This is a genomic window from Rothia nasimurium (assembly GCF_928392795.1).
Taxonomy (GTDB): Bacteria; Actinomycetota; Actinomycetes; order Actinomycetales; family Micrococcaceae; genus Rothia; species Rothia nasimurium_F.
The window spans coordinates 107,542-131,422 of sequence record NZ_CAKMTJ010000009.1; the positions used below are offsets into that span (position 1 = coordinate 107,542).

The window sequence follows — 23,881 nt, forward strand, 5'->3', positions numbered from 1 at the left end:
GCGCCTACCCCTGGTCTAGGCCTGAGAGCGGGGTGAGGTGCCAGCCCGGCGGCGGGCACGGCCAGCGGCCAAAGAATCGAGCACACCGGTCGTCGCCAGGGCGCGGGTGAGAAGCCACGACACCAGACCAGCCAGCAGGGTGCCGGAGATAACGCCGCACACCGCGTAGGTGACAGCCTTGGAGCCCTCAAAGACGCCCGCGTAGTAGATAAAGAGCTCAGAAATACTCATAAAGGCACCGGCAGAAGCACCCGCTAGCAGGGTGGTGCCCAGGTTCCAGACGCGGTAGGCAAAGAGCAGGAAGACCAGCTCGGTACCCAGACCCTGGATAATACCGGAGATAATAATCGCTACAGAGTAGCTACTGCCCAGCAGCATAGAAATCACCGCAGCCAGCAGCTCAGTGTAGAGGGCAGCGCCAGGCTTACGGATGATATAGCCGCCAAGGACGCCCGCAATCAGCCAGGTGCCGCCCACCAACGAGGCGTACTCGGGGGCCAGGGCCAAGGCGGTTTGGGCCATGTTGTAGCCGCCGTTATTCCAGGCCCAGAAGAGCACAGCGCAGGCAACAGCCAGCACAGAGGCTACTACGATATCGTTAACGCGCCATGTCAGCGCAGCTTTCTTAGACATAAGCCTTCCTTTGGTGTGGTACAGCAAAGGGGGCATGCACCGGCAGGCAAAAAACCAGCCGTTCTGTTCGACTCCCTAGCGCCGGTACTAACCGGATCAGGTTCGAGGGTCTGCATGTGCACTCTCAGCGCCCCGTGTGGGCGCTCCCCTGTCGTTTCCGCCGTGGGCGGACGTTCCTTCTGAACGCCTTTGTAGTATAGGCAGGTCAGCCCGGCAAAGAAAAGATACAAACTTTTATGACAGAAGCCGCTGCCAGCTGCCCACATTTACACAGTACTGATAGTGTTAGTGCCAGTAGCTCTCTGTAGAGCCTCCATCAGCTACCGAAAGGGAACCTCATGAACCCCCTCATCAAGATCGCAGGAACCGCCGCTTCACTCGGCGGCGTGGCCCTCTCCAACAAGATTTTGAGCGCCACCTGGACCAAGATCACCGGCAACGAACCCCCCGCCAACAACCCCGATGACGATGAGCGCTGGCGCGACATCATCCTCTGGTCACTGGTTACCGGCCTGGTCGGCACCATCATCAAGGTCAGCATCACCCGCGCCCAGCACAAGATTGAAGCAAAGGCCGGATCAGGCAACCAGGCTGAGGTCTAAGCCCGGCCGGTAGTCCCGCCTGCAAGGCTGGCCCCGCTCAGTGGAGAGCGGGGCCAGCCTTTACTTTTACCGTCATTTAACCGTTTCACAGGCCACAAGTAGCAACCGGGCCGATAGCATATAGCCATGACCACACCAGCACCCGGCAGCGCCACTGCTACCGCCCCTGCCTCCCGCTCCACCTTCTTCGCCTGGACCCTGTGGGATGTGGGCAACGCCAGCTTCAACGCGATCATGACGACCTTCGTCTTCACGGTCTACCTCACCAGCTCCAGCTTTGGCAGCACCGAGCACACCTCGGCCGTCCTCTCCGCCGGTCTCACCATCGCAGGTTTCTTCATCGCCCTACTTGCCCCACTCTCGGGCCAGCGGGCCGATGTGACCGGCCGCCGCGGCCTCTGGCTGACCGTCAACAGCCTGCTCCTGGTGCTTCTGATGGCCCTGTGCTTCTTCGTAGCCCCCTCCCCCGACTACCTTATCTGGGGTGTGGCCCTGCTGGCCCTGGGCAACCTGGTCAATGAGTTCGCCGTGGTCAACTACAACGCTATCCTGCCCACTATCTCTACCCGAGATACCATCGGCAAAATGAGCGGAACCGGCTGGGCAGCTGGCTACTTTGGCGGCATTGTAGCCCTGCTCCTTGTGCTCGTGGGGTTCATCTCCCCCGGCCTGCTAGGTATTACGGAGGACGGCGCCCTCAACATCCGCGCTGTTGCCCTCTTCTCGGCGGCCTGGGCTCTAGTTTTCTCCCTGCCCCTGATTCTCAAGGTGCGCTCCCTGCCGCAGGCGGTGCGTCCGGACGCCCCCCGTACCGGGATTCTTGCCTCCTACAAACAGCTTTTCGCCACCGTCGTCAGGCTCTACCGGCAGGCCCCCACGACCCTCTACTTCCTGGTGTCGTCCGCTGTTTTCCGCGACGGCCTCAACGGTATCTTCACCTTCGGCGGCATCCTCGCAGCAGGTTCCTTCGGCTTTAGTACCAACCAGGTAATTATCTTTGCCATCTTCGGCAATATCGTGGCAGGAGCAGGGGCCATGCTGGGCGGTTTCTTCGACGACCGTTTTGGCCCCAAACGCGTCATTATCTTCTCGCTGGTAGCCCTCATCGCGGTAGCCGTCCCCCTGCTGGTATGGCCATCCACCACCATGTTCTGGGTCTGCGGCCTCGCCCTGTGCGCCTTTGTCGGCCCGGCTCAGTCAGCGGCCCGCTCCTACCTGGGGCGCCTGGTCGAGGAAGGCCAGGAAGGTGAGATTTACGGGCTCTACTCCACCACCGGCCGCGCAGCCAGCTTCCTGGCCCCTGCCCTCTTCGGCATCTTCGTCACCCTCATGGGCAGCCAAATCTGGGGCATCGTCGGCATCATCATCGTGCTCCTCGCAGGTCTGCTTCTGATGATCCCCATCAAGGACCCGCAGGTAACCACCGTCAGGTAAGCCCTTACCGACCTAGGTTCGGCTATCCGGAATCGGAGCGTCTTCAGGGGCGTCAGAGTGGCGGATGACCTCGATCATCTGCCCAGCGACCATGCCTCGCAAGGTTGCATCAAAATCAGGGCGGGCGATATCTCCGTAAAGCTCAACCATAGCCGCGTAAATATCATCTGCACGGTGGGGAGTTTCTAGGAAGGACCAGATATCCCAACCGATAATAGAGATACGTGAGAGCCTACCTGATGTGGTGAGCAAGAAGCTATCCTCCACCGCCAGGCCCTCGGTGCCAGCTACCCGCTGATAAAGATTTTCGCTACTTAGCCCATCAGTGACAGGTTCAGGAGTACACAGGTACTCGAAATCTGGGGTAAGCGGCGGGATATCCAGCTGCCCCGCAAGTAGGTCTCGGAAGAAAGGGAGCGTCTCAGTAATCTCGCTGTAGGTCAGTTTGATAGCTCCACCCACGCGGTTGATGAGACGGGCCAGCTCCCCCAACCCTTGCGGCATCTGCTGCACCCCGGACGACTGCAAGATAATCGCAAAAAGGGCATCATCTAGCGGAAGACGTTCCCAACTCACCGGCGCCTTCCCGGTCTTATCCCGGTCAAGAATCACCAGGTGCGAGAGAGTATAGGTGCTACCGGGCGCAGCGACCTTGAGACCCCGTTGAGCCGGGTCATACTGCACCTTCGGAGCATGTGCCGTCTCTATCACCGAGAGGGGCTTGGGGTAGGGCATAATGCTCAGATCATCGATGTTGATCACGGCTGTCTCATCGCTGAGATAAGCAAGGGAAGCACCCAGGACGCTGGCTGCGGTGGTCTTGCCGGTGCCAGAAGCAGCTACCAGCCCCACGGCTTGCCCACTCTCAGCGTCTCCTAGCACAGCTGCATGCAGCAGATGTTTACTGCCTGCATGAGCCTTGAGCAGGTGCATCGTCACATGTACCGTCAGACGCTCTGCGGCAAGCGCTTCGTCTGAACTGTCAATGGAAGTCAGCTCAAGAGCCTGCGGGTAGGCTTCTAGAACCTCAGTGGAAGGACGCTGGCTCAGCACGACCAGACGGACGCCCTCCGCATCGGCATCCGCGACGGGGTCAATAATCTGCGGTGCAAGGGACCCCCAGGCACGTAAGGAGTCCTCCCAGAGCCGGTCTGAAGCGTCCTCAAAGACCACAAGCACCGGAACATCAGCGGGATGAAGCAACAGACCGCGCATATGACTCCTTAGCTGGTCGGGGTATCGGTAGGGATGAGGGTTTTATGGAAGTTCAGGTAGCTACGCGAAGCGGTAGGACCGCGCTGCCCCTGGTAGCGGTTGCCGTAGGCACCTGAACCATAGGGGTGCTCGGTTGCGCTGGTGAGCTGGAAGAAGCAAAGCTGGCCCACCTTAGAACCGGGCCATAGCATAATGGGAAGGGTCGCCATATTCGACAGTTCCAGGGTCACATGGCCTGAGAACCCGGGGTCAATAAAACCCGCGGTGGAATGGGTCAGCAGCCCCAGACGTCCTAGTGAAGACTTACCCTCCAGTCGGGCAGCAATATTATCTGGCAGGGTGACCTTCTCGTAGGTTGCACCCAGCACGAATTCACCCGGGTGCAGAATGAAGGGCTCATCGGGTGCAACCTCTACCAGGCGGGTGAGGTCTTCCTGCTCCTGTGAAGGGTCGATGTAGGGGTACTTGTGGTTGTCGAAGAGCCTGAAAAAGCGGTCAATGCGCACGTCCACCGAGGCGGGCTGAATCATCGACGGGTCGTAGGGCTCTAGGGCAATTCGCCCGGCATCAATTTCTTTGCGGATATCCTGATCAGAAAATAGCACACTTCAAAAATACCGCACTTCAACAGCACCGGGCTGACGCTCTACATACAGCGTGGCGTAGTGCACCCCTGTCATTGCGGGGAAGAAGCGTACCCTTAAGAGCAAAGCATCTTATACTTCACTCGCATGAAAGCAGACTATGACTCCCCTAGTGCTGTGCACGCTCACCGTTATTGTGACACTGGCTGTGAGCGGTTACGCCAAGGCTAAAGAGCCCACCAGCACGGTGACAGCTATCGTCAACCTCAAGTTGGATCAGTGGCTACCTATCAAGCCGTTTGCCCGAATCCTGCCCTGGGCCGAACTAGCTCTGGCAGCCGTCCTTTTCTTTGCCCCCGGTATTCTTCAGGTCCTAGCTGCTATCGCGGCGCTGGTACTTTTTATCGGCTATTGGGCAGTAATTGCTCGGGCTGTGGTGCAGGGTAATACCGCTAGCTGTAACTGTTTCGGGTCAGCGTCTACGGCCCCGGTCTCGGCGTATACTCTGGTGCGCAATACAGCTCTCTTAGTAGCAGCCTGTGGCGCTCTCATCGGTGCGTTGAATACTGGTGGGTCAGCCCTCACTATGCTCCTGGCTCTAGATGCTAATGGTTGGCTCTGGGTGATTGGTGCTGGTATAGCGTCGCTGACCCTCTGGGCTATCTACCGCTCCGAGCTGGTCCCCGTTGCCGAGGAAGAGACGACCGCCCCTGCCCTCGAGTCCCCCGTAGATGAGGAGGGCGAGTACGTCCGCACCCCTGTGCCTTTTGCTGCCCTTTACTACCCCCATGAGAATCGTTCCCTCCCTTCGGGTTCGGGAGAACAAACCAGCCTCCGCGAGCTAGCGCTGCAACAGGCTAGAGTTCTTCTCTTTGTTTCCCCCGGTTGCGGGCACTGCCACGAAGTTATCGACAAAATCGATGAGTGGCAGCAGCAGCTGCCCATGTTGGGTATCCACCCGGTAGTCTCTAACGACTCCGATATCGACCGTTTCAGTTTCACCGGCGATATCCAGGTCTTTGTTGACCCCGGCTTTAAGACTCAGAGCCTCTTTGGCAAGGGCACTCCTGGCGCTGTTGCCCTGGGGGCAGACGGTCTTCTGGCCGGCGGCCCGGTCTTTGGCGGCAAGAAGGTAATGAATTTTGTGGAAGACATCATTGCTGAAATTAATGCCGACTACGACTCTCTCGTAGAGGCAGACATAGAGAGCACAGATGATGAGTCTGACTCAGAGTACGAGATTATCGCTAACGACCGCCAATAGCTCTAGGGTGTATTTCGAGCAGGTACGCTAAAGCCCGGGCTTCCCTGAGTAAGGGGAAGCCCGGGCTCTGTTATATCAGTGAGCGCTTCTACAGGATATTGAACTGCTGCAGGGTCTCTTCTGGGAGCACTGCGGCAACAGCCAGGGCCAGCAGGAAGAGCAGGGAGATGACGCCCACGGTGGTGGACTTCCAGCCGGGGTGCAGCTCGTTGAAGGTCACCAGGCCGGGGTGCTGCTTGTTCATCTGGGTCACGTTGATAACCTGGTAGACGGTGGTCTGGGGGGCAATTGCGGTGGCGATGGAGCGCAGGGTTTTGGCGTCCCAGATACGCCCGTCAAGGCGGAAAACACGCTTGCCCTTGGCGTTCACGGCCCAGAGGGCAGGCACCCCCTTGTAGCGCAAAGCTGCCATGCCGGTTAGCTCCTTGCCCGCTGCCTGGCGGGGGGTGAGACGCTCAGCGAAGACTGTCTGAGAAATCGAGCTGAGCTCGGCAGCCTGCCATCCGAACAGGCGTCCGCTCAGCACGTGGGTTTCGGTCTTAACCACAATCTGAGGGCGCAGGGTGGAGTAGATAGCAAAGAGGGCACCCAGGGTAATCAGGCCCAGAAGCACCATAAAGACCGGGGTGGGGCGCTTGGCCACCATGAACCAGATGCAGGCTAAAGCCAGCACACCCGCGGGTACACCCGCGATGAGACGGCGGTGGTAGGAGTTGATTCGGGGGTGAAAGATCTTCGTGACGGCCCCGTATTTATCGGGTACCTGGTGAGCGTGTTCTGCCATGGCTCTACTCTATCGGCAGTACCGCCCAAACGGGGCGTAAGCGCGTGTGAGCTACATTTAAAGGGTGCATTTTAGATCTTCAGTAGACCGTGTTTTAGCCTGGTGGTTGTTGGGCGTCCTTGCCGCGCTTGTTATCGCCCTTACTTCTTTAGCCCTCATTAACCGTCTGGTCTACGGGCCGCAGGGGCAGGTGCGCGCCTACTTCGCTGCTGTTCGTGAGGGGGATGGTTCTAAAGCCCTGGGCATTTTGGGCGCCCAGGTGCCTGATGCCAGTGCCGCCATGCTCAATGGGGGCGCGCTGAAGGCGTCCTTTGCCGGTCTCAAAGACCTCTCAACGAGGGCGGTTACCGTAACTGACGGTGGGGATCGCGCCACCGTGACCGTCACCTATACTCTCGACGGTGAGGCCGGTAGCACCGATTTCTATCTTCATAAGGTGGGGTCCCACTGGGGTGTTTTTGACCAGTGGCAGATTGATGCCGGAGAGCTGCCGACCGTAGAAATTACCTCGAATTCGGTGGAGGCAGCAACCCTTAACAACACCAAGGTGGCGGTTGAAGGGGGAACCCGTAAGTTTGCGGTGCTCTACCCCGGCTCCTACACGGTCACCTATGAGTCAGCGCTGTACACTGCCGGGTCTCAGACGGTCGATGTGACAGCTCCGAGCAGCGGCCCTTCCCCTCTCACCGTTGAGCTCACCCCCTCAGAAGCTGCGGTGACCTCTGTGCAGCAACAGATTAAGACCTACCTTGATACCTGTGCCGCGCAGAATTCCCTCTACCCCACCGGCTGTCCGTTTGAGTACGACTTTTCAGGTCGCGTGGACGGCGATGTCACGTGGCTTGTCACCGAGTACCCTCAGCCCGAGGTGACTTTGGCCGGGGGCAAATGGGCTCTGGGCAAGAGCAGTGGTAAAGCAGAGATTTCCTTTACCGAGCTTGACCTGTATACAGGAGAGACTCAGCAGGTCACCAAGACTGTCTCCTTTTCCCTGAAAGGGTCGTTGACTGCCAGCGGGGAAACTCTCACCTTTACCCCCGCTGGCTAAACGTCACTTTTGCCTAGTTCACCCCGCGCAGGTCAAGCACCAGGTGGGCCTCGTCTGCATCGTCACCGGTGACGATGACGGGCAGGCCCCAGTCCTGCTGGTAGAGGTGGCAGGCAGCGTGGTCGGGGATTTCCCCGCCGGGCTCACCGTCGCAGGCCGCGGCACGGGCGGTGATGTGCAGGACGGCCTCGGTAATCTCAGGGTTAAGCACCAGGTGGCGGGTCAGGCCCTGAGAAGTGCCGGCACCTTCGAGAATGAAGTTCTCGGGGGTGGATGAAATCTTGAGCTGGGTGGGGTCGCCCCAGCGGGTATCGAGTTTCTGGCCGGTGGGGGCGGTGAAACGGGCGGTGAAGTCCAGGGTTCCACCGGTCAGCTGGGTGGATTTACGGGTGACCTGGGAGGCCCCCTCGTCCACGTGCTGCATAGCTTCGGGAATGGCCACGCGCACCAGTTGGTGGGCGTTGGCTTCCACCACGATCAGGCGGGCGCCGCCGTCCTCGGTCTCTTCAACCAGCAGGTCAGACGGCTCGGCAAAGCCACGGTCCAGGGTGCCGAGGGCACCGGTGGCCGGGTCGAAGCGGCGGATAGCGCCGTTGTAGGTGTCGGCGATGGCGATGGAGCCGTCGGGCAGTTCGGTGAGTCCCAGGCAGTGCTGCATGCGGGCGTCCTCGCGGGGGCCATCGACAAAGCCGAAGTCGAAGAGGCCGATGCCCACGGCGGAGCTAACGGTCGCTGCGCCCTTGTCAAAGGTGATGTGGCGCAGGGCGGAGGTTTCGGAGTCGGCAACCCAGATGGAGCCGTCGCGGGCTTCGATAATGCCGGAGGACTGGGCGAACCAGGAGTCGGCGGCCGCGCCGTCCTTGAGCCCCTCGGCGCCGGTACCCGCGAAAACAGCCAGCTGGCCGGTGACGGGGTCGAAGCTGAAGACCTGGTGGGTGCCTGCCATGGCGATCAGGAAGGCGGACGCCTCACGGGAGTAGACCAGGTCCCAGGGGGATGACAGAGCGACAGAGCGGGGGTCGGCGCCCTCGGCAATGACGTTGGGGTCGGTGCGGGCGGTGTCGCCGTCAATGAGGCGCTGGGCGCCGGAGCCTGCCAGGGTGGTGACGGTTCCATCTGTTAGACGCAGGCCGCGTACCCGGTGGTTGACGGAGTCGGCGATGAGGACGTCCGCGCCCAGGGTCTCGCGCAGTTCAGCAGGGACCAGGGCCAGGCCCTGGGGTTCGTTGAAGCGGGCGGTTGCGGCGTCGCCGTCCGCGTAGCCCTTCTCGGGGCCACCGAAGCTGGCCAGGGGGGTTTCAAGGTCACCCTCGACCTGCACTAGGCGGTGGCGGGCGGTGTCGGTGACCAGGTAAGTGCCGGGGCGGCCGGCCAGGTCTTCGGGTAGGGCAAGGGCCTTGCCGGGGAAGGCAAAGGTGCCCTGGGGCTTGGGGCGGGGCACGTAGGGGCCGTCGCCGCGGTGCAGGGTACCCTTGGCTTCGTGCTCTTCAACGAGTTCGCGCACCAGGGAGGTGAGGCCCTTAACGTGGCCCTCACCGGAGAGGTGGGCGACGATGTAGCCTTCGGGGTCAACGACGACCAGGGTGGGCCAGGCACGGGCGGTGTAGGCGTTCCAGGTGTCCAGGTTGGGGTCGTCGAGCACGGGGTGGGTGATGTCGTAGCGGTCGACGGCGGCGGCGAGCGCCACCGGGTCGGCTTCGTGTTCGAACTTGGGTGAGTGCACGCCGACGGTAACGAGGACGTCTGCGAATTCTTCTTCGAGGGGGCGCAGTTCGTCGAGTACGTGCAGGCAGTTCATGCAGCAGAAGGTCCAGAAGTCGAGGATGACGATTTTTCCGCGCAGGCTTTCGAGGGAAAGCTGCTTGTCGCCGGTGTTGAGCCAGCCTCGGCCGACGAGTTCTGAGGCGCGGACTTTGGTCTGGCGTGCGGCTGCATTCTCTGCCATGGTTCTCCTTCTGTGGTGCGCACTTGAGCGCAGGGTTAGTTACTCACCAGCCTAGTGGGCTGCTGGGTGCGGGGGCATTTGTTGCGTTCTGTGTAGGGGCTGGCGTCATAGTACTCAACTGTGCGTAACACTTGCGTAACGGTTAGGATTATCAGCAGTTACCGCCGGGATTTATTCGGGAAGTTTTTGCGGACGCCGGTGGTTAAAGTAGGTGCGCATATTTGGGTGCGCCGTATGGCAAGAAGGTGTGTGTGACGCTTACACGCGAGGTGGAGCAGCCAAGTGCTGGCTCTCAGTTGGCCCGGACTTTACAGCCTAGGCATTTATCGATGATCGCTATGGGCGGTGCGATTGGTGCCGGTCTTTTGGTGGCTTCGTCGACCGCTATTGTGACGGCTGGCCCTGCCGTTATTGTGACCTATCTGCTGGCTGGCACTGTGCTGGTGCTGGTCATGCGCATGCTGGGGGAAATGGCCGCCCGATCTCCTGAGACAGGGTCTTTTTCGGTCTATGCCCGCCGCTATATTGGCCGCTGGGCTGGGTTCTCGGTGGGCTGGCTGTACTGGTGGTTCTGGTCGGTGACGGTAGCGATTGAGGCTACTGCGGCTGCCACTATCATCAGTGGCTGGTGGCCGGTGGCACCCCAGTGGCTGGTGGCCCTGGTCCTGGTGCTGGCTTTCATGGGCCTGAATCTGCTGTCGGTGCGCTCTTACGGGGAGGCTGAGTTCTGGTTCTCCTCCATCAAGATTGGGGCGATCGCCGTCATTATTGTGGTGGGCTTGCTTGCTGTGCTGGGGCTGATTCCCAACTCGACGGCGTCCTTTTCTAACTACACGGCGGGGGGCGGCTTCTTTGCTAACGGTGTGGGGGCTATTTTTACTGCCCTGCTGGCGGTGATTTTCTCGATGTTTGGCGCTGAGATTGCCACGGTAGCAGCCGGTGAATCCAGCAACCCTGGGGTGGCTGTGGCTAAAGCGGTGCGGTCGGTGATTTTCCGGGTGCTCTTCTTCTATGTGGGATCTATTGCTGTGACCCTGCTGGTTATTCCCTGGACCATGGTGGCGGCTGGCTCTTCCCCCTTTGTCACCATGTTCGAAGCCCTGGGTATCCCCTATGCCGGGCTGGCGATGAACATTGTGGTCCTCACTGCCCTGCTGTCCTGCTTGAACGCTAGTCTCTATGCGGCCTCACGTATGGTCTTTGCGCTGGCCGAGCAGGGGGACGCCCCCCGCTCCTTCTCTCGGGTTTCTACGTCTCGGGCTCCCCGCAACGCTATTATGCTCTCTTCCCTCATCGGCGTGGTGTCGGTAGCTCTCAATTACTTCATGCCCGAACAGGTTTTCTCGTTGCTGGTTAATTCCACCGGTGGGGTAGGTATTTTTGTCTGGCTGATTGTAGCTGTCTCCCACTTGCGAAGCCGCAGGTTAGACGGGGGGCAGGGCACTGTCGTCGTTAATTACCTGCTGATTGTGGGCCTGCTAGCCCTGCTCATCTATATGGGTTTCACAGAAGCCCACCGCGTAGAGGTACTGATATCGGTCGCAGTTGCGGCTGTGCTGGCCACACTGGGAGCCTTCACCCACCGTCATAGTACGACTGTTTCATCACCTAGCTAAAGATGTTTGGGGGACAGGTCAGGGCTGCACAGCCCCGCTTCTGGCCAATCTAGGGGCAGCCCCCTCAGTAGCTTGTCCCCCAAGTGGTCATTCTTCAAGGGTTTTCCCAGGTAAAAGAAAGAATAAGCCTGTCTAGGGGTGGTTATATTAAAGAGACCCCCCGGGGGCGGGCAGAGATTTCCCAGCTCCGCTTAGCACCCTTCTGAAACCACCTTTACGATGTTTGGAGGCTTCTGATGACCCAGCACACTGCAGCTCCCTCGTCATCGAACCTGTTCGAGAAAATCTCTCAGATTTCCGCCCGACTAGAGCAGGTCAGCCCGCTCAGCGGTTCACTTCCCGCTGTACCCCAGCCAGGAAGTCAGCAATCCTCTGGCGGTACCCGTTTCGCAGCCCCGGCGCAGGAGGCCACCACTCCTGTTCAGCCCTGGAGCCAGGCGTCCTAACTTACCGTCTCTGAGGAAACAGACAGAAAAAACCCGAGCAAGAGCTACTTGCCCGGGTTTTTCTCTGCCCTAATGAACCTCTGAGCCTGGTCCGCCCTAGCGGCGGGCGTCCTTTTCTGCCAACTGCGCGAACATGTCGTTGTAGGCGTTGAGTTCGGCATCCCCGTCGCGATCAGCCTGACGGTCGATGCGTTTTTGCACCTTCTTATCGTTCATGGACCACTGCACCGCTACCGCCACGGCAATTATCATGGTGGGAATCTCGCCGATAGCCCACATGAGCGAGCCGCCCAACTTCTGGTCGTCGATGGCAGATAGACCCCAGGGGCGGCCCAGGTTGCCGAACCAGGAGGCCTGTAGCAGAGTGTCCATCTGCATAATCGAGATACCCACAAAAGCGTGATAGCCCAGGGTCGCGATGATCATAATCAGGCGCATGGGGTAGGTGGGGCGGTGGGGAATAGGATCGATGCCAATCAGTACCAGGCTGAAGATGTAGCCGGTAATCAAAAAGTGAATCAGCATGAACTCATGGCCCACGTGGTAGCGCAGCATGACCCCGAAGAGGGGGGTGAAGTAGACAATCACAATCGACCCGGCGAAGTTGACGGCTGCGAAGATGGGGTGGGTAATCACCTTAGACCAGCCCGAGTGCACCAGGCGCAGAATCCATTCGCGGGGCCCGCGGGTGCCGTCCTGGCGTGGTTCGAGGGCACGTAGCAGCAGGGTAACGGGGGCACCGAGCACCAGGAAGATGGGGCAGACCATGGTCAGCAGCATGTGCTCCACCATGTGGGCCGAAAAAAGTACCTTGGAGTAAACCGCGAGCGCTCCGCAGGTGATGTAGAGCAGCACCAAGAGCCCCAGGAACCAGGAGAGGACGCGGGCCAGGGGCCAGTGCCCACCGGCGCGGCGGACCTTCAGCAGAGCCCAGATGTAGGAGAAGGCAGCAAAGCTGATGAAGGCTACCCAGAACCAGTCAAAACGCCACTGGGTGAACCACTCAGCAAGGTGCGGTTCTGGCGGCATATCGTAGAGGGTAATGATACGGACGGGCTCAGCTCCGGCGTCCAGGGTTTCGGGGGCAGGGGGCGGGGTTCGGGAAAGCGAGACGGCCAGGCCGCTGGTGGCTCCCATAATCACCAGCTCGCAGGCGATGGCGTACCAGAGGCCGCGGGCGGCGCTGACCATGCCAGCCTGCATCATGGGAATCAGGCGCAGGCGGTGGATTACACCGAAGGCCCCCAGCACCAGGGTGAGCAGGAGCTTAGTCAGTACTAGCACCCCGTAGGTGGTTGTAAAAAGCTCACCCAGGGTGTTCAGGCGCACCAGGGCGTTAACCGCACCAGAGAGCACCACCAGCACAAAGCCGAATAGCGCCAGTACCGAGTAGCGGCGCAGCACAGCTACCGCTAGGGGCACACGACGGGCGGACGCCGACGCCGCACCGCGCTGCTCTTCGGCCAGGGTGCCGGTACCTGCGTCCTCGCCGGTAATGTCACGGGATATAAAGGCCAGCACCATGAGCCCACCGCACCAGAGCACCACGCCCAGTAGATGCAGACCCAGAGAGTTGACCGCACCCATGTGGTCGTTGCCGCCCGAGGAGTGGCCGCCCAGAGCCATGGCGATGATTCCGATGAAGGACAGCCCCAGGGTGAGCAGCAGGCCGGTGAGTGAGCGTACAGCGAAAACCAGGGTAGCTACAGTGGCAGCCACGATGATGCTGGTGGCCTCCTGCTTACCCGAGTCGATGGTGGTGATGTAGCTGATGAGTTCCGAGGTGTAGTCGGCCCCGCCCGATGGCGACCGGCCCGAGATATCGGCGTAACTGAAAATGAGCACCGCGATGGCGGCGATAGTCCAGGTAATAGCGGCAGCGGACGCCAGCGTCAGGGTGCGGGTAAAGGCCGGGTGCTCGGTGCGGTGCAGGTTTTTCTGCCGCTGGTTCGCGTCGGTGGCATGAGCCATATTCACGCTCACACGGCCGCGAGCAGCATCCACGAAACGGGGCACCAACCCCAGGGCGAAGACAAGGGAGCCCATGGTCGCTGCCATCGAGAAGTTTTGTAGGCTCTCAGCTACCGGCAGGCCCCAGCGCACCAGGGCGCCGGCGTCCGCTAGGTCGGTACCGGCGTTTGAGCCGGTCACCAGCAGGCTCAAAACCAGAGCGACAAGGGAGGCTGCGGGGAAGGCCCATATCCAGCTGGGCTTGAGCCCGCGCTCCATCTCGTGTGCTGCCATGTCTATACCTTGATTCCTGTCGATGATCGTTTAGTTGAAGAGGCCCTCGCCCACGAAGCCGCCTTCGCGAGCGCCGGCGGGTAGGGCGAAGACCGCTGAGCCGATGGGTACCGTCCAGGTGTTGAGCATATCGAGCTCGGCCAGGCGCTGCTGGATGGGGAGGAACTGCTTGACGGGGTCTGCCTGGTAGGAGCAGAAAATCAGGCCGGTAGAGCTCACTCCCCCGCTGACCTGCTGGTGTTCTGAGAAGCCCGAGGCGTTCTGCACCGGCAGGTCGTAGTTGTAGCCCCGGCGCAGGATCTGCTCCACCCGGTTTTGGGCGGCGGCCCTGCGGATGTGGGCGTAGGGGGCGATGACGGTAAAGCCCAGGTCGTTCGTTGCTGAGAGGTCTGCGGGATCGCGTTCTTCGGTGCCGGTCAGGGGAGCTCCGTTGGTGAGGTTGCGCCCTACGGCGTCCTCGCGGGCAGGGCGGTCAGCCTGGTCCCAGGTATCGAGGTTCATGTGGATACGGCGGATGACCAGGGAGGTGCCTCCCTCTTCCCAGGGGGTAAGCTCCTCGTGGTTGCCCCAGACGTAGGACTCCATGGTTCCATCTCCGGTGGAAGGGTTGATGGTTCCATCGACCTGGCCAAAGAGGTTGCGCATGGTCATGCCGTCCGGTTCGCTGCCGTAGGCGCGGCGGAAGCCTTCTTGCACCCAGCGCACCGAGGCGAAGCTGCGGGTGTCTTTGAGCAGGACGCGTTGGGCGTGGGCCAGGGTGAAACGGTCAGAGCAGCAGATTTGGAGGAGCATATCGCCGTCGTTCCACTGCTCTTGGAGCTGGTCAATCTGTTCGAAGGCGGGCAGGGGGCGCAGCCAGGAGGGTTTCTTCTCGGGGGCTACGATATCGAAGATACGCTCGCCAAAGCCAAAGGTGATGGTGAGGTTAGCCGGTACGGTCGCGAGTTCAGGTTCTTGGTCGGTGATGGGGTCCCGCCCTGCGGTGAGGCGGGCGGCGTCGTCGGTGAGCACGGTGAGCAGGCGGCGGACGCCGTCGCGGTCGAGTTCCGTGTTGAGGGTCAGGGCTATAAAGACGCCGTAGCTGGGGGCGGGGGTGTCGATGCCCGCCTGGCGGGGGCCGTAGAAGGGGACGACGGCGTCCTGTAGGGGCGGGCTGGTGGGCTCTTGTTCCCCCTCGTCGTTCATAGCTGATGCGGCATATTGGCTTGCCAGAGTGACAGCTACGCCGGTCCCTACCCCCAAGGCCCCGGCAAGAGCTACACGCCGGTTGGTGCCGCGGGGGTGTGCCGTCTTTTGGCTCCCGTTCGTTTTTTCTTCTTGCTGAGGGGCGTCCTCTGCACCGCTGAGGGCCCGGGTGAGGTCTTCGTCAAATGAGCTGGTCATGTCTTCCTTGGGTGGCTAGCTCCGCCGTCCGCCTCTCACACGGGGGCGGACGACGGAGCACGCCGGTTGCTACCTACCGGCAGCTAGGGGTGGGTGAGGTAGTCCTAGTTGCACTGCGGTAGCACAACAGCGGCTGATTCGCTGGTACTAGCGTGAGCTGAGTGCATGGAGTGGTCTGTGGACTCACTTGCTGCTGCATCGGCCGGTGGGCTTGTATGCTCACCCGGGGCATATTCTTCCTGGGCACCGGCGTAGTCGCGCACGGTAGCTTCAAAGCTGACCTCGCCCGCTGAGGTCTGCAGGGTGATGATGTCGCTGGTACCTGCGGCGAGGGCACAGTTCATACCCATGAGCATGATGTGGTCCCCGCCGGGGGCCAGTTCGAGGGTGGCACCGGGCTCGATGGTGAAGCCACCTTCTACGGCCTTCATGGTGCTGGTTCCGGTTGCCGGGTCGATGATAGTGGTGTGCAGCTCGACCATGCTGGCGGTTGCGTTGCTAGCGCCCTCGATGGTGATGGGGGTGTCCCCGGTGTTGGTGAGGGTGGCAAAGGCTGCGGTCATATCGCCGCTGTTGGCCTTAATCCAGGCTTCCTCGACGGTCAGCGGGGCGCTACCCTCGCTTGCAGAGGCGCTAGCGGTAGCGCCGGTGCTCGCACTTGCAGTGCTGGTTGCTGAGGTGTCAGCGCTGCTGCAACCGGTCAGGACCAGCAGGGCGATAGCGGGCAGGGTGAGGGCAGGTAAAAATTTCTGTGATGACATGGTGCTTCTTCTTCGAATGCGAGGGGTGGACGGCTTACTTGCGCTTGGTCTTAGCCAGCACGACGACGAGGGCTGAGCCCAGGGCTGCTACTGCCACAAGGGCCAGCACAACCTTGAGGGGGGTTGAAAGCCCCTCTGATACCTGGCTTACAGGGTCACTAGCTGCCGGGGCGCTAGTGCCGGTGTTTTCTGCTGAGGGTTCAGCTGCTCCGGTGGTTGCAGCCTGGGTAGTAGCGCTCGTTGCGTTGCTGCCCTGGCCCACGGTGTAGGTGAAGGTTCCCTGGATGGGGTGGCCGTCTGATGAGACAACCCGCCAGGTGACGGTGTAGGTGTCGTCGGCAGCGGCGGTGGCCAGGTCCTGGGTGACCACGGTGCCGTCCACCTCGGGGTCACCATCGGTGACGCTTTCACCGGCAGCGTTGGTCACGCGCACCTGGTTGGCCCCGTCCACGTCCATGATGTCGCCGCTGTAGGTGAGTTCTAGGCTGGCGGGTGCTTCGGTGAGGGTTGCCCCGTCAGTGGGGTTGGTAGAGACCAGTTCGTCGTGGGCGGCAGCCGGGTTCATGCCCAGCAGGCTACCTGCGGCGAGGGCCGCTACGGCCATCAGGGTACGGGTTATGGGTGAGGCTGTACGAGCCTTAAACATAGGGATAGTCCTTGCTTGTCGAAAATGTAGGTGGTGTTTCGGAGTTAGGCAAGGACGGGCGGGCCGCGGGGGGCGCGGCAGGTTCTGGCGAGCAGGCTGACTAGGTGGGTTGCGGTAGCGGCGACCGGCAGGGTGGGTGCTCCCAGGAGCGGACGTACCCGCACAGGTTCTAGACGGGCCCGCACATAGCCCAGCAGGGCACGCAGAGCTAGAAGTAGATGCTCCCCGTAGGCTAGCAGGGCAAAGGTAATAGCTGCCGCCAGGGTATGCCCGACCCACATCGCAGGCCCGGCGTGAGCCAGTGGTTCTAGATAGGTAGCTCCCATCAGGAGCTCAGACCCGTGATGGTTATGGCCGGTCGATACAGGAGCCATAGGCTGGCCGTGGCTGTAGAGGGCGTGCAGAATACCCTGACCTGCCAGGACGCCGAGGGCCAGGCTGGTGCGGGGTAGTTTGAGTCTCGTCACGCCGAGGGTTAGCAGGGCTGCTAGGGATGTTGCAAGGGCCAGGACGAGCGGGTGGGGCAGGTGCCCACCGGCTAGCAGGTGGGAGGTGGCGCCTAGGCCGGTGGCGCTGCTGGCAATGAGCCAGGAGCGGGCTACCTGGTGCCCTCGGCGCATGGTTTCCTCCCCTGCAGGTGTGTGCTGGTTGTATCTTGCCTGCCTATTATCTCACAGCCGGGCTGTTTTGGCTCTGCTGGTATAGCAAAAGGGCCACCCCGTAAGCGGGATGACCCTTTTAAAGTCTGTTCAAGAATTTACTTCTTGGTGGAGACTGCTGCCTTCAGCTTTGAACCTGCGGTCAGCTTAACACCGTGACCTGCGGGAATCTGAATGGTTTCGCCGGTCTGCGGGTTGCGACCGGTACGAGCTGCACGGTCAGTGCGCTCAATTGCCATCCAGCCGGGGATGGTGATCTTCTCGCCCTGTGCAACAGATGCTTCGAAGACCTGGAACAGTGCGTCGAGCACACCGTTCACTGCTGCCTGGCTGGTGCCGGCCTTCTCTGCAACCTCTGCAACGAGTTCGCTACGGTTCTTAGCCATTGAATGCTCCTCCTGAGACTTTCAAAAAGTGAGTGGCTGGGTTAGCCCTGTCCACAAGGCTAACCGTATCAGCTACAGATTACCAGCTTGACTTGGTAACACCGGGCAGCTCGCCACGGTGTGCCATCTCGCGGAAGCGCACGCGGGAGATACCAAACTTCTGGAAGGTACCGCGGGGGCGGCCGTCGATCTGGTCGCGGTTGCGAACGCGAACGGGTGAAGCGTTGCGGGGCAGCTTCTGCAGGCCTACGCGGGCTGCTTCGCGCTCTTCGGGGGTTGCGTTTTCGTCAACCAGGGTCTTTTTCAGTTCCAGGCGCTTTTCAGCGTAGCGTGCAACGATGACCTTGCGCTGCTCGTTGCGAGCAATCTTGGACTTCTTCGCCATTGTTTAGCGCTCCTCTCGGAAGTCAACGTGCTTGCGGACAACGGGATCGTACTTCTTGAGAACCATACGATCGGGGTTGTTGCGGCGGTTCTTACGGGTAACGTAAGTGAAGCCGGTGCCCGCAGTGGACTTAAGTTTGATGATAGGACGTACGTCCTTAGCCTTTGATGCCATGTTTAGATCTTCTCTCCGCGTGCAAGGATGTCAGCAACTACTGCGTCGATACCACGTGCGTCGATAACCTTGATGCCCTTTGCAGAGACGTTCAGGGTTACGTTGCGACGAAGTGAGGGTACGTAGTACTTCTTCTTCTGTACGTTCGGATCGAAACGACGCTTGTTGCGGCGATGCGAGTGCGAAATGCTGTGTCCAAAGCCGGGAACAGCTCCGGTCACCTGGCAGACAGCTGCCATAGTTTTCTCCTCCAAATGTTGACGAAATGACGGTACGCAGTTGGCGTTCGCCAGTTTTCTGGCGATCAGCAATGGGCGTCCCGTCACCTATAGGTAGAGCACCGGGTTATTCTCCAAGGCTAGAGTGTTTGAGACTCCGCATCGGGTGAGAGGCCGATGGGAATCCCCGCCGCGGGAAAAACGGTGAAGCTTAGGTGTACGAGAGGTGTTGCCACCACTACGAACAGCCTTAAAGTCTAGGTAATTACGGGATACCACGCAACCTATGAGGCCAATAAAAAGCTTGCGTCAGCCGGTGCTGGTGCTACCTGCTCCGGTGTGCGCAAGCTGCTTTTCATAGACTCATTGGTGCGTTTGAACCTCTATCAATTCTACCGGGCTTTTAACTTTTCGCAAGTCATCTCAGGCTTTAATCCGCGGTTTTCCGCCCCTGCCACGCAAACCTGGGCACCGGCGTCCGCCCCTGCCAACCGGGTAAATTACACGCGTGTAATCTTAAGTGTGATGTTAACAGCTTAAGTCTTTTAATCCCGGCACCCACCTGTTAAAGGGCGGAGTCAGCTTCTTCCGGCAGCACATCAAAGCGGGTCCAGGTGGGGTACTTGGGGCTGATATTGTCTCCGGAGCTGGTGCCGCGCAGGCGGCGGCCGATCCAGGGGACCACAAATTCCCGGGCCCATTTAGCGTTATCTAGGGCCTCTTGCACCCGGGTTTTGTGCAGGGGTGCGGGGATGACGGGGTCGCCGATACGAATGTTCTCAGTGCTCAAGGTTTCCAGCACCCGGCGGGCGGTCAGGGTATGGCCAGCGGCGTTCATGTGCAGGCGGTCAGGAGCCCAGTAGCGCAGGTCCAAAAGCTCGTGCATACGCCAGTAGTCCACGATGGTGATGCCGCGGTCGTCCGCCACCTCGCGCAGCAGCTCGTTGAAGAGGGCAACCCGGGCACGGTTACCGCTGAAGAAGCCCTTGGGGCCGGGGTCAAAACCGGTCATGGTAAAGACTTCGATGCCCTCATCACGCAGGGTCTTAAAGGCCGCGTCATAGCGCACCATCAGGGCGTCAACGTCAAAGCCCGGGCGGAGGGAGTCGTTGCCGCCGCCCACGAGAGAAACCAGGTTGGGTTTGAGTTCCAGGGCAGGTTCTAGTTGCTCTTCGATGATGGGCACGAGCAGGCGCCCGCGAATGGCCAGATTGGCGTAGGTGGCTTGGGGGTCTGCCAGCATGAACTGCTCGGCCACCCTGTCGGTCCAGCCGCGCACCCCGTTGGGGCGGTCGGGGGCGTCGTCCCCCACCCCTTCGCTGAAGGAATCTCCCAGGGCGACGTAACGGATAGATTCGTCTTTTCCGAGAATCGACATCATGCGGACTAGGCCTTTCTCTAGCAGGTGGGTACTAGGCCACTCTACCCCTCGGTCTGCCCCGCCTTCCAGTACCCCATAAAAGAGATGCTTTCTTTGGGCAGCCCGGCTTCGTTCACGCAAATACGGCGCAGAGTTTTGACCACCGTTGATTCACCGGCGATTAGCACGTAGGTGCCGGTGGGGTTTTCTGCCAGGTGCCAGAGGATGCCGTCCGTCTCCCGGTCGTCGTAGGGGTCGGCTGCGGGGGTTGGCTCAAGGGCGCAGGTTGTACGCAGGACGCGGGTAAGTTGCTGCCCGCGTGGTTGGCCGGGGGTCCGGGCCAGCACGTGCAGGCGGACGCCCGGCACCCGCTGGGTTGCCTGCCGCACCTCGGGGAGGCGGTCGAGAGCGTCCTCGGCGCCGGGCACCTCAAGGAACACCGCCCCGGTAGCTTCAGTAGGTAGGGAGCGCAGGATGGAGAGCAGGGCCGGGGCAGCGGTTTCGTCGCCAAGCAGGAGCAGGGAGGACGCCGCCCCGGGATTGTAGGAGGACCAAAGGGTAGAGCCGCGCAGGGGCGCCAGGATAGATACCTGCTGCCCCACCTGCGCCTGTTCGGCCCAGCTTGAGCCGGGCCCGCTGATTCCCTGGGCGTCAGTGTGCAGGACGAAGTCCACGTCGATTTCAGGCTGCAGGCCGGCGGGTAGGTCACGGGCCAGGGGTTCTAGGTCGGCTTCAGCGGCCGGGAACATGCCCAGCAGGGGTGTCTCGTCCAGCCCGACGGAGGGCACCAGCCGGGAGTTGCTGACAGTGTAGGTGCGCATGTGCCCACGTTCGCTGGCGGGGGCCGAGAGCCACCGGGTCCGCCAGGAGGTATCGAGCTCAATCATGGTGGGCCCACTGGCTCCCGCCGGGGGAATCAAGAGTTTGATGTAGGCGTCGTAGACCTGCCCGGTGCCGTCAGAGATAGGGGCGGCGGCGTGCAGTAGGGAACGGCCGGTCAGTGAGACACGTACAAAGGAATCGGTCAGCTTCTCAACCCGCGAGACGGTGACGGGGAAGACCCCGTACTGGTTGATGGAGCGTTTGACCTCGCGGCGGGTAGAAGGGCGAGGTGCGGACGGGCGGGGCTTAGACAAGGCTCTGGCTTTCTAGGTTTTCTGCCGGGTGGCTTGCGGCACGGGCATGGGGCACTACGACGGTGGAGCCGTCCCCGAGGGGGTCAGCCACCGAAGCCCGTAGGCCGAAGATCCGGTGCAGGTTCTCCCCTGTCATGACCTCGGCGGCGGTACCGGCTGCGGCGATTTCCCCGCCCTTCATGGCAACCAGGTGGTGGGCTACGCGGGCGGCCAGGTTGAGTTCGTGCAGCACCATGACCATGGTGGTTCCGCGGCACTCGTTGATGTCGGCCAAGAGGTCAAGGAGTTCTACCTGGTGGGCCAGGTCTAGGTAGGTGGTGGGTTCATCCAGCAGCAGGATATCGGTGTCCTGGGCTAGGGCCATGGCGATCCAGACGCGCTGGCGCTGGCCGCCGGAGAGTTCGGTGACCTGCCGTTCCGCCAGCTCCAGGGTGTTGGTAGCTTCTAGGGCCCAGGCGACTGCGGCGTCGTCCTCCCTTGTGTTGCCCCGAAAGAGCCCCTGGTAGGGGTAACGGCCGCGGGAGACCAAGTCAGCCACGGTGATACCTTCGGGGGCGATAGGGCTCTGCGGCAGCAGGCCGACCATGCGGGCAAATTCCTTGCCGCCGTAGGAGGCGACCGGTTTGCCGTCCAGGGTAATCTCGCCGCTGCTGGGTTTGAGCAGGCGGGAGATACCGCGTAGCAGGGTGGATTTACCGCAGCCATTAGGGCCGATGATGGCGGTAATTTTTCCTGCGGGGATGCTCAGTGAGAGGTCTGGCACGATGGTGCGGTCGCCATAGCCCAGGCGCACGTGGGTGACGGTGAGGTCGCGAGGCGTTACGGTTTTCACGAGCTTAGCTTCTTTCGGGTGAGCGGGTCAGCAGCCAGATGAGGGCGGGGGCGCCGAAGGCACCGGTGAGGACGCCGGCGGGCAGGTTGATGCCGCCCGGTATCAGATTGGAGCCGATGAAGTCAGCGAGCACAACCAGGCTTGCGCCGACCAGGGCAGCGGCGGTGAGGTTGTGGCGTCCGCCGGTCAGGGCCCGGGCGATAGGCCCGGCCATAAAGGCAACGAAGGCCAGGGGGCCAGTTGCGGCAGTGGCAACGGCCACCAGGAGTACGCCCAGGGCGATGAAGCCGGGGCGGACGGCGCGGGTCGGCACGCCCAGCCCCAGGGCCAGTTCTTCCCCTACCGCGGTGGCATGCAGGGGGCGGGAGAACAGGATGAGGGGTAGCAGGAGAGGCAGAAGGAGAAGGGCCAGTAGGCTGATACGGTCCCAGTTAGCGGTCGAGAGGGAACCAGTCAGCCAGTGGGTCAGGGTCTGGGCACTGGTGGTTGAGGTGCGCGAGAGCAGGTACTGGATAAAGGCTGATCCCAGGGCCGAGATGCCCAAACCGACCAGAATGAAGCGGTTGCCCGCGCTCCCGTCCCCTGCTGAGAGGGCCATAATGACTAGGACGACAGCCAGGGCAACGGCGATAGCGAGCAGGGTGAGCGGCAGCCCACCCAGCCCTAGAAAGACAATACCGATGACGGCCCCCAGGGCAGCCCCGTTGGATACGCCGATGATATCGGGGCTGGCAATCGGGTTACGCAGGAGCAGCTGGAAGATAGCCCCGCCCAGGCCGAAGGCTGCCCCGGCCAGGGCACCGAGGACGGCGCGGGGTAGTTTTTCTTCCATGACGATGTAGCGGGCGCCCTTGGCGCTCTCGATAGTTCCGCCGCCAAGGATGGTGAAGAAATCGGGGATAGTCACGGTGTAGGAGCCCAACAGTACGCGCACCGCGCACACCGCAATCAGGGTCAGTGCAAGACCGACGATGGCGAGGGCTGGGCGGCGGCGGGCACGGGCGCGGACGCTGGCCACTGTTTGGGTGGCACTTTGGGCAGCGCCCCGAGGCTGGGGGCTAGGTAGGGTCGGCATTAGAGGTTAACCGCCTTACCGCGTCGTACCAGGTAGATAAAGACGGGTACCCCCAGGGCTACCATCATGACGCCCACCTGGATTTCCTGGGGTGGGGCGATGACGCGTCCGGCTGTATCCGCCAGTATGAGCAGGGCCGCCCCGAACAGGGCGGAGAGGGGCAGAAGCGCCCGATAGTCGGCGCCTGCGAGTGCACGCATGGCGTGCGGGGCGAGCAGGCCGAGGAAGGCGATGGGGCCGGTGAGGGCAAGGGCGGTGCCGACCAGCAGGGTGATGCCGCCGGTGATGACGAGGCGGCGGGTGGCAACGTTTTCGCCCAGGGAGGCTGCCATGTCATCGCCCAGGGCAAAGCTATTGATGGTTTTCGCTCCGGTGAGAACGATGATAGCCCCGAGAGCTAGTAGCGGGGCGGCTACCGCCAGGTCAGAGAGGTCGGCCCCGGCGACGGTTCCAATCTGCCAGCGGCGCAGGTTATCGAGGGTGGCCTGGTTGGTCAGAATCAGGGCGCTGGTGACCGCCCCTAGACCTGCGGTAAGGGCCGCTCCCATCAGGGCTAGTTTGATGGGGGTCGCTCCCCCGGTGCCAGGTGAGGCCAGGGCGTAGACGGCAAGGGCTGAAGCGACCGCGCCGATAAAGGCCCAGAGGGCAAAGGCCGCTGTAGAGTCGGCGGCAAAGAAGGTGATACCGGCTACCACCGCGCAGGCTGCCCCCGCGTTGATACCAAGGATTCCGGGGTCCCCCAGGGGGTTGCGGGTGATGCCCTGGAGCCCTGCCCCGGCAAGCCCCAGGCCTGCGCCCACGACCCCGGCGGTCAGCGTCCGTACCGCCCGCTGGGTGAGCACTGCTGCGTCCGCTTCTGTAACCTGCCCGCCGGCCAGGTAGTCCAGCAGGGTGCCTGGGCTGATGGGGCGGGCTCCCAGGGCAAAGCTGGCGAGGGCTGCCCCCGCAAGGAACAGGCCCAGTAGGAGGGATAACGCCAGTAGCCGCCGTGCTCCCCCGGTGGGGGTAGCACAGCGGCTAGAGGGATGCCGGACGGGCACGGCGGTCACCG

General features: G+C 61.6%; 25 protein-coding genes and 1 riboswitch. Of the genes, 6 read left to right on the forward strand and 19 right to left on the reverse strand.

Features of this window, described 5'->3' with window-relative positions; translation table 11 throughout:
* Nucleotides 1-15: 15 nt before the first annotated feature.
* Complete coding sequence (locus L6963_RS10135) at nucleotides 16-633, reverse strand: ECF transporter S component (RefSeq protein WP_237207518.1); 618 nt, start codon at nucleotides 631-633, stop codon at nucleotides 16-18.
* Between the two features lie 55 nt (nucleotides 634-688).
* Nucleotides 689-793: riboswitch (TPP riboswitch) on the reverse strand.
* A 178-nt stretch (nucleotides 794-971) separates the two neighbouring features.
* Here L6963_RS10135 and L6963_RS10140 point away from each other — a divergent pair.
* Together L6963_RS10140 and L6963_RS10145 are read left to right on the forward strand one after the other, a co-directional pair.
* Nucleotides 972-1,235, forward strand: coding sequence for a DUF4235 domain-containing protein (locus L6963_RS10140; RefSeq protein ID WP_237207517.1), 264 nt, complete (start codon nucleotides 972-974; stop codon nucleotides 1,233-1,235).
* Between the two features lie 126 nt (nucleotides 1,236-1,361).
* Nucleotides 1,362-2,669, forward strand: coding sequence for an MFS transporter (locus tag L6963_RS10145; protein ID WP_237207516.1), 1,308 nt, complete (start codon nucleotides 1,362-1,364; stop codon nucleotides 2,667-2,669).
* Between the two features lie 12 nt (nucleotides 2,670-2,681).
* On the opposite strand, the gene L6963_RS10150 is transcribed toward L6963_RS10145, so the two are convergent.
* Both L6963_RS10150 and dcd read right to left on the reverse strand, forming a co-directional pair.
* The gene (locus L6963_RS10150) at nucleotides 2,682-3,884 is read right to left on the reverse strand and encodes a hypothetical protein (protein ID WP_237205710.1); all 1,203 of its coding nucleotides are present in this window, start codon (nucleotides 3,882-3,884) and stop codon (nucleotides 2,682-2,684) included.
* 8 nt (nucleotides 3,885-3,892) lie between these two features.
* Nucleotides 3,893-4,489: a dCTP deaminase gene (dcd, locus tag L6963_RS10155; protein ID WP_237197066.1), complete on the reverse strand. Its 597-nt coding sequence runs from the start codon at nucleotides 4,487-4,489 to the stop codon at nucleotides 3,893-3,895.
* A 139-nt stretch (nucleotides 4,490-4,628) separates the two neighbouring features.
* On the opposite strand from dcd, the gene L6963_RS10160 reads away from it, so the two are divergent.
* Entirely contained in the window at nucleotides 4,629-5,732 is a 1,104-nt protein-coding gene (locus L6963_RS10160; protein WP_237197067.1) for a MauE/DoxX family redox-associated membrane protein, read from the forward strand.
* Nucleotides 5,733-5,820: 88 nt separating this feature from the next.
* Here L6963_RS10160 and L6963_RS10165 read toward each other — a convergent pair whose 3' ends face one another.
* The gene (locus L6963_RS10165) at nucleotides 5,821-6,516 is read right to left on the reverse strand and encodes a hypothetical protein (RefSeq protein ID WP_237187188.1); all 696 of its coding nucleotides are present in this window, start codon (nucleotides 6,514-6,516) and stop codon (nucleotides 5,821-5,823) included.
* Between the two features lie 64 nt (nucleotides 6,517-6,580).
* Here L6963_RS10165 and L6963_RS10170 point away from each other — a divergent pair, with 64 nt between their 5' ends.
* The gene (locus L6963_RS10170) at nucleotides 6,581-7,564 is read left to right on the forward strand and encodes a hypothetical protein (protein WP_237207515.1); all 984 of its coding nucleotides are present in this window, start codon (nucleotides 6,581-6,583) and stop codon (nucleotides 7,562-7,564) included.
* A 13-nt stretch (nucleotides 7,565-7,577) separates the two neighbouring features.
* Here the strand turns inward: L6963_RS10170 and L6963_RS10175 are convergent, their stop codons facing one another.
* The gene (locus tag L6963_RS10175; RefSeq protein ID WP_237207514.1) at nucleotides 7,578-9,509 is read right to left on the reverse strand and encodes an NHL domain-containing thioredoxin family protein; all 1,932 of its coding nucleotides are present in this window, start codon (nucleotides 9,507-9,509) and stop codon (nucleotides 7,578-7,580) included.
* Nucleotides 9,510-9,778: 269 nt separating this feature from the next.
* On the opposite strand from L6963_RS10175, the gene L6963_RS10180 reads away from it, so the two are divergent.
* Nucleotides 9,779-11,125, forward strand: a complete 1,347-nt coding sequence (locus L6963_RS10180) for an amino acid permease (protein WP_423817131.1) — start codon at nucleotides 9,779-9,781, stop codon at nucleotides 11,123-11,125.
* A gap of 236 nt (nucleotides 11,126-11,361) precedes the next feature.
* Nucleotides 11,362-11,571, forward strand: coding sequence for a hypothetical protein (locus tag L6963_RS10185; protein ID WP_237207512.1), 210 nt, complete (start codon nucleotides 11,362-11,364; stop codon nucleotides 11,569-11,571).
* Between the two features lie 96 nt (nucleotides 11,572-11,667).
* On the opposite strand, the gene L6963_RS10190 is transcribed toward L6963_RS10185, so the two are convergent.
* The 14 genes from L6963_RS10190 to L6963_RS10255 all read right to left on the reverse strand — a co-directional run bounded on the left by L6963_RS10190 (nucleotide 11,668) and on the right by L6963_RS10255 (nucleotide 23,870).
* Entirely contained in the window at nucleotides 11,668-13,815 is a 2,148-nt protein-coding gene (locus L6963_RS10190) for a cytochrome c oxidase assembly protein (RefSeq protein ID WP_237207511.1), read from the reverse strand.
* A gap of 30 nt (nucleotides 13,816-13,845) precedes the next feature.
* The gene (locus tag L6963_RS10195) at nucleotides 13,846-15,198 is read right to left on the reverse strand and encodes a Dyp-type peroxidase (protein ID WP_237207510.1); all 1,353 of its coding nucleotides are present in this window, start codon (nucleotides 15,196-15,198) and stop codon (nucleotides 13,846-13,848) included.
* 104 nt (nucleotides 15,199-15,302) lie between these two features.
* A complete protein-coding gene (locus L6963_RS10200; protein ID WP_237207509.1) occupies nucleotides 15,303-15,959 on the reverse strand; it encodes a copper chaperone PCu(A)C in 657 nt (218 codons plus the stop codon).
* 34 nt (nucleotides 15,960-15,993) lie between these two features.
* The gene (locus tag L6963_RS10205; RefSeq protein WP_237207508.1) at nucleotides 15,994-16,605 is read right to left on the reverse strand and encodes a copper resistance CopC family protein; all 612 of its coding nucleotides are present in this window, start codon (nucleotides 16,603-16,605) and stop codon (nucleotides 15,994-15,996) included.
* A gap of 44 nt (nucleotides 16,606-16,649) precedes the next feature.
* Nucleotides 16,650-17,225 (reverse strand): hypothetical protein, encoded by a 576-nt coding sequence (locus L6963_RS10210; protein ID WP_237207507.1) that lies wholly within the window; start codon nucleotides 17,223-17,225, stop codon nucleotides 16,650-16,652.
* Nucleotides 17,226-17,362: 137 nt separating this feature from the next.
* Nucleotides 17,363-17,650, reverse strand: coding sequence for an HU family DNA-binding protein (locus L6963_RS10215; protein WP_237197087.1), 288 nt, complete (start codon nucleotides 17,648-17,650; stop codon nucleotides 17,363-17,365).
* 79 nt (nucleotides 17,651-17,729) lie between these two features.
* Entirely contained in the window at nucleotides 17,730-18,035 is a 306-nt protein-coding gene (gene rpsN, locus L6963_RS10220) for a 30S ribosomal protein S14 (RefSeq protein ID WP_237187198.1), read from the reverse strand.
* Nucleotides 18,036-18,038: 3 nt separating this feature from the next.
* Nucleotides 18,039-18,209: a 50S ribosomal protein L33 gene (gene rpmG, locus L6963_RS10225; RefSeq protein ID WP_185173514.1), complete on the reverse strand. Its 171-nt coding sequence runs from the start codon at nucleotides 18,207-18,209 to the stop codon at nucleotides 18,039-18,041.
* Nucleotides 18,210-18,211: 2 nt separating this feature from the next.
* Entirely contained in the window at nucleotides 18,212-18,448 is a 237-nt protein-coding gene (rpmB, locus tag L6963_RS10230) for a 50S ribosomal protein L28 (protein ID WP_083090534.1), read from the reverse strand.
* A 544-nt stretch (nucleotides 18,449-18,992) separates the two neighbouring features.
* The gene (locus L6963_RS10235) at nucleotides 18,993-19,808 is read right to left on the reverse strand and encodes an SGNH/GDSL hydrolase family protein (protein WP_237207506.1); all 816 of its coding nucleotides are present in this window, start codon (nucleotides 19,806-19,808) and stop codon (nucleotides 18,993-18,995) included.
* A 41-nt stretch (nucleotides 19,809-19,849) separates the two neighbouring features.
* The gene (locus tag L6963_RS10240; protein WP_237207505.1) at nucleotides 19,850-20,923 is read right to left on the reverse strand and encodes a siderophore-interacting protein; all 1,074 of its coding nucleotides are present in this window, start codon (nucleotides 20,921-20,923) and stop codon (nucleotides 19,850-19,852) included.
* On the reverse strand, nucleotides 20,916-21,755 hold the full coding sequence (locus L6963_RS10245) for an ABC transporter ATP-binding protein (protein WP_237207504.1): 840 nt from the start codon (nucleotides 21,753-21,755) through the stop codon (nucleotides 20,916-20,918). Before L6963_RS10245 ends, L6963_RS10240 begins: the two co-directional genes overlap by 8 nt.
* A 4-nt stretch (nucleotides 21,756-21,759) precedes the next feature.
* Nucleotides 21,760-22,830, reverse strand: coding sequence for a FecCD family ABC transporter permease (locus L6963_RS10250; RefSeq protein WP_237199895.1), 1,071 nt, complete (start codon nucleotides 22,828-22,830; stop codon nucleotides 21,760-21,762).
* Entirely contained in the window at nucleotides 22,830-23,870 is a 1,041-nt protein-coding gene (locus tag L6963_RS10255; RefSeq protein WP_237209122.1) for a FecCD family ABC transporter permease, read from the reverse strand. Before L6963_RS10255 ends, L6963_RS10250 begins: the two co-directional genes overlap by 1 nt.
* Between the last annotated feature and the right edge of the window lie 11 nt (nucleotides 23,871-23,881).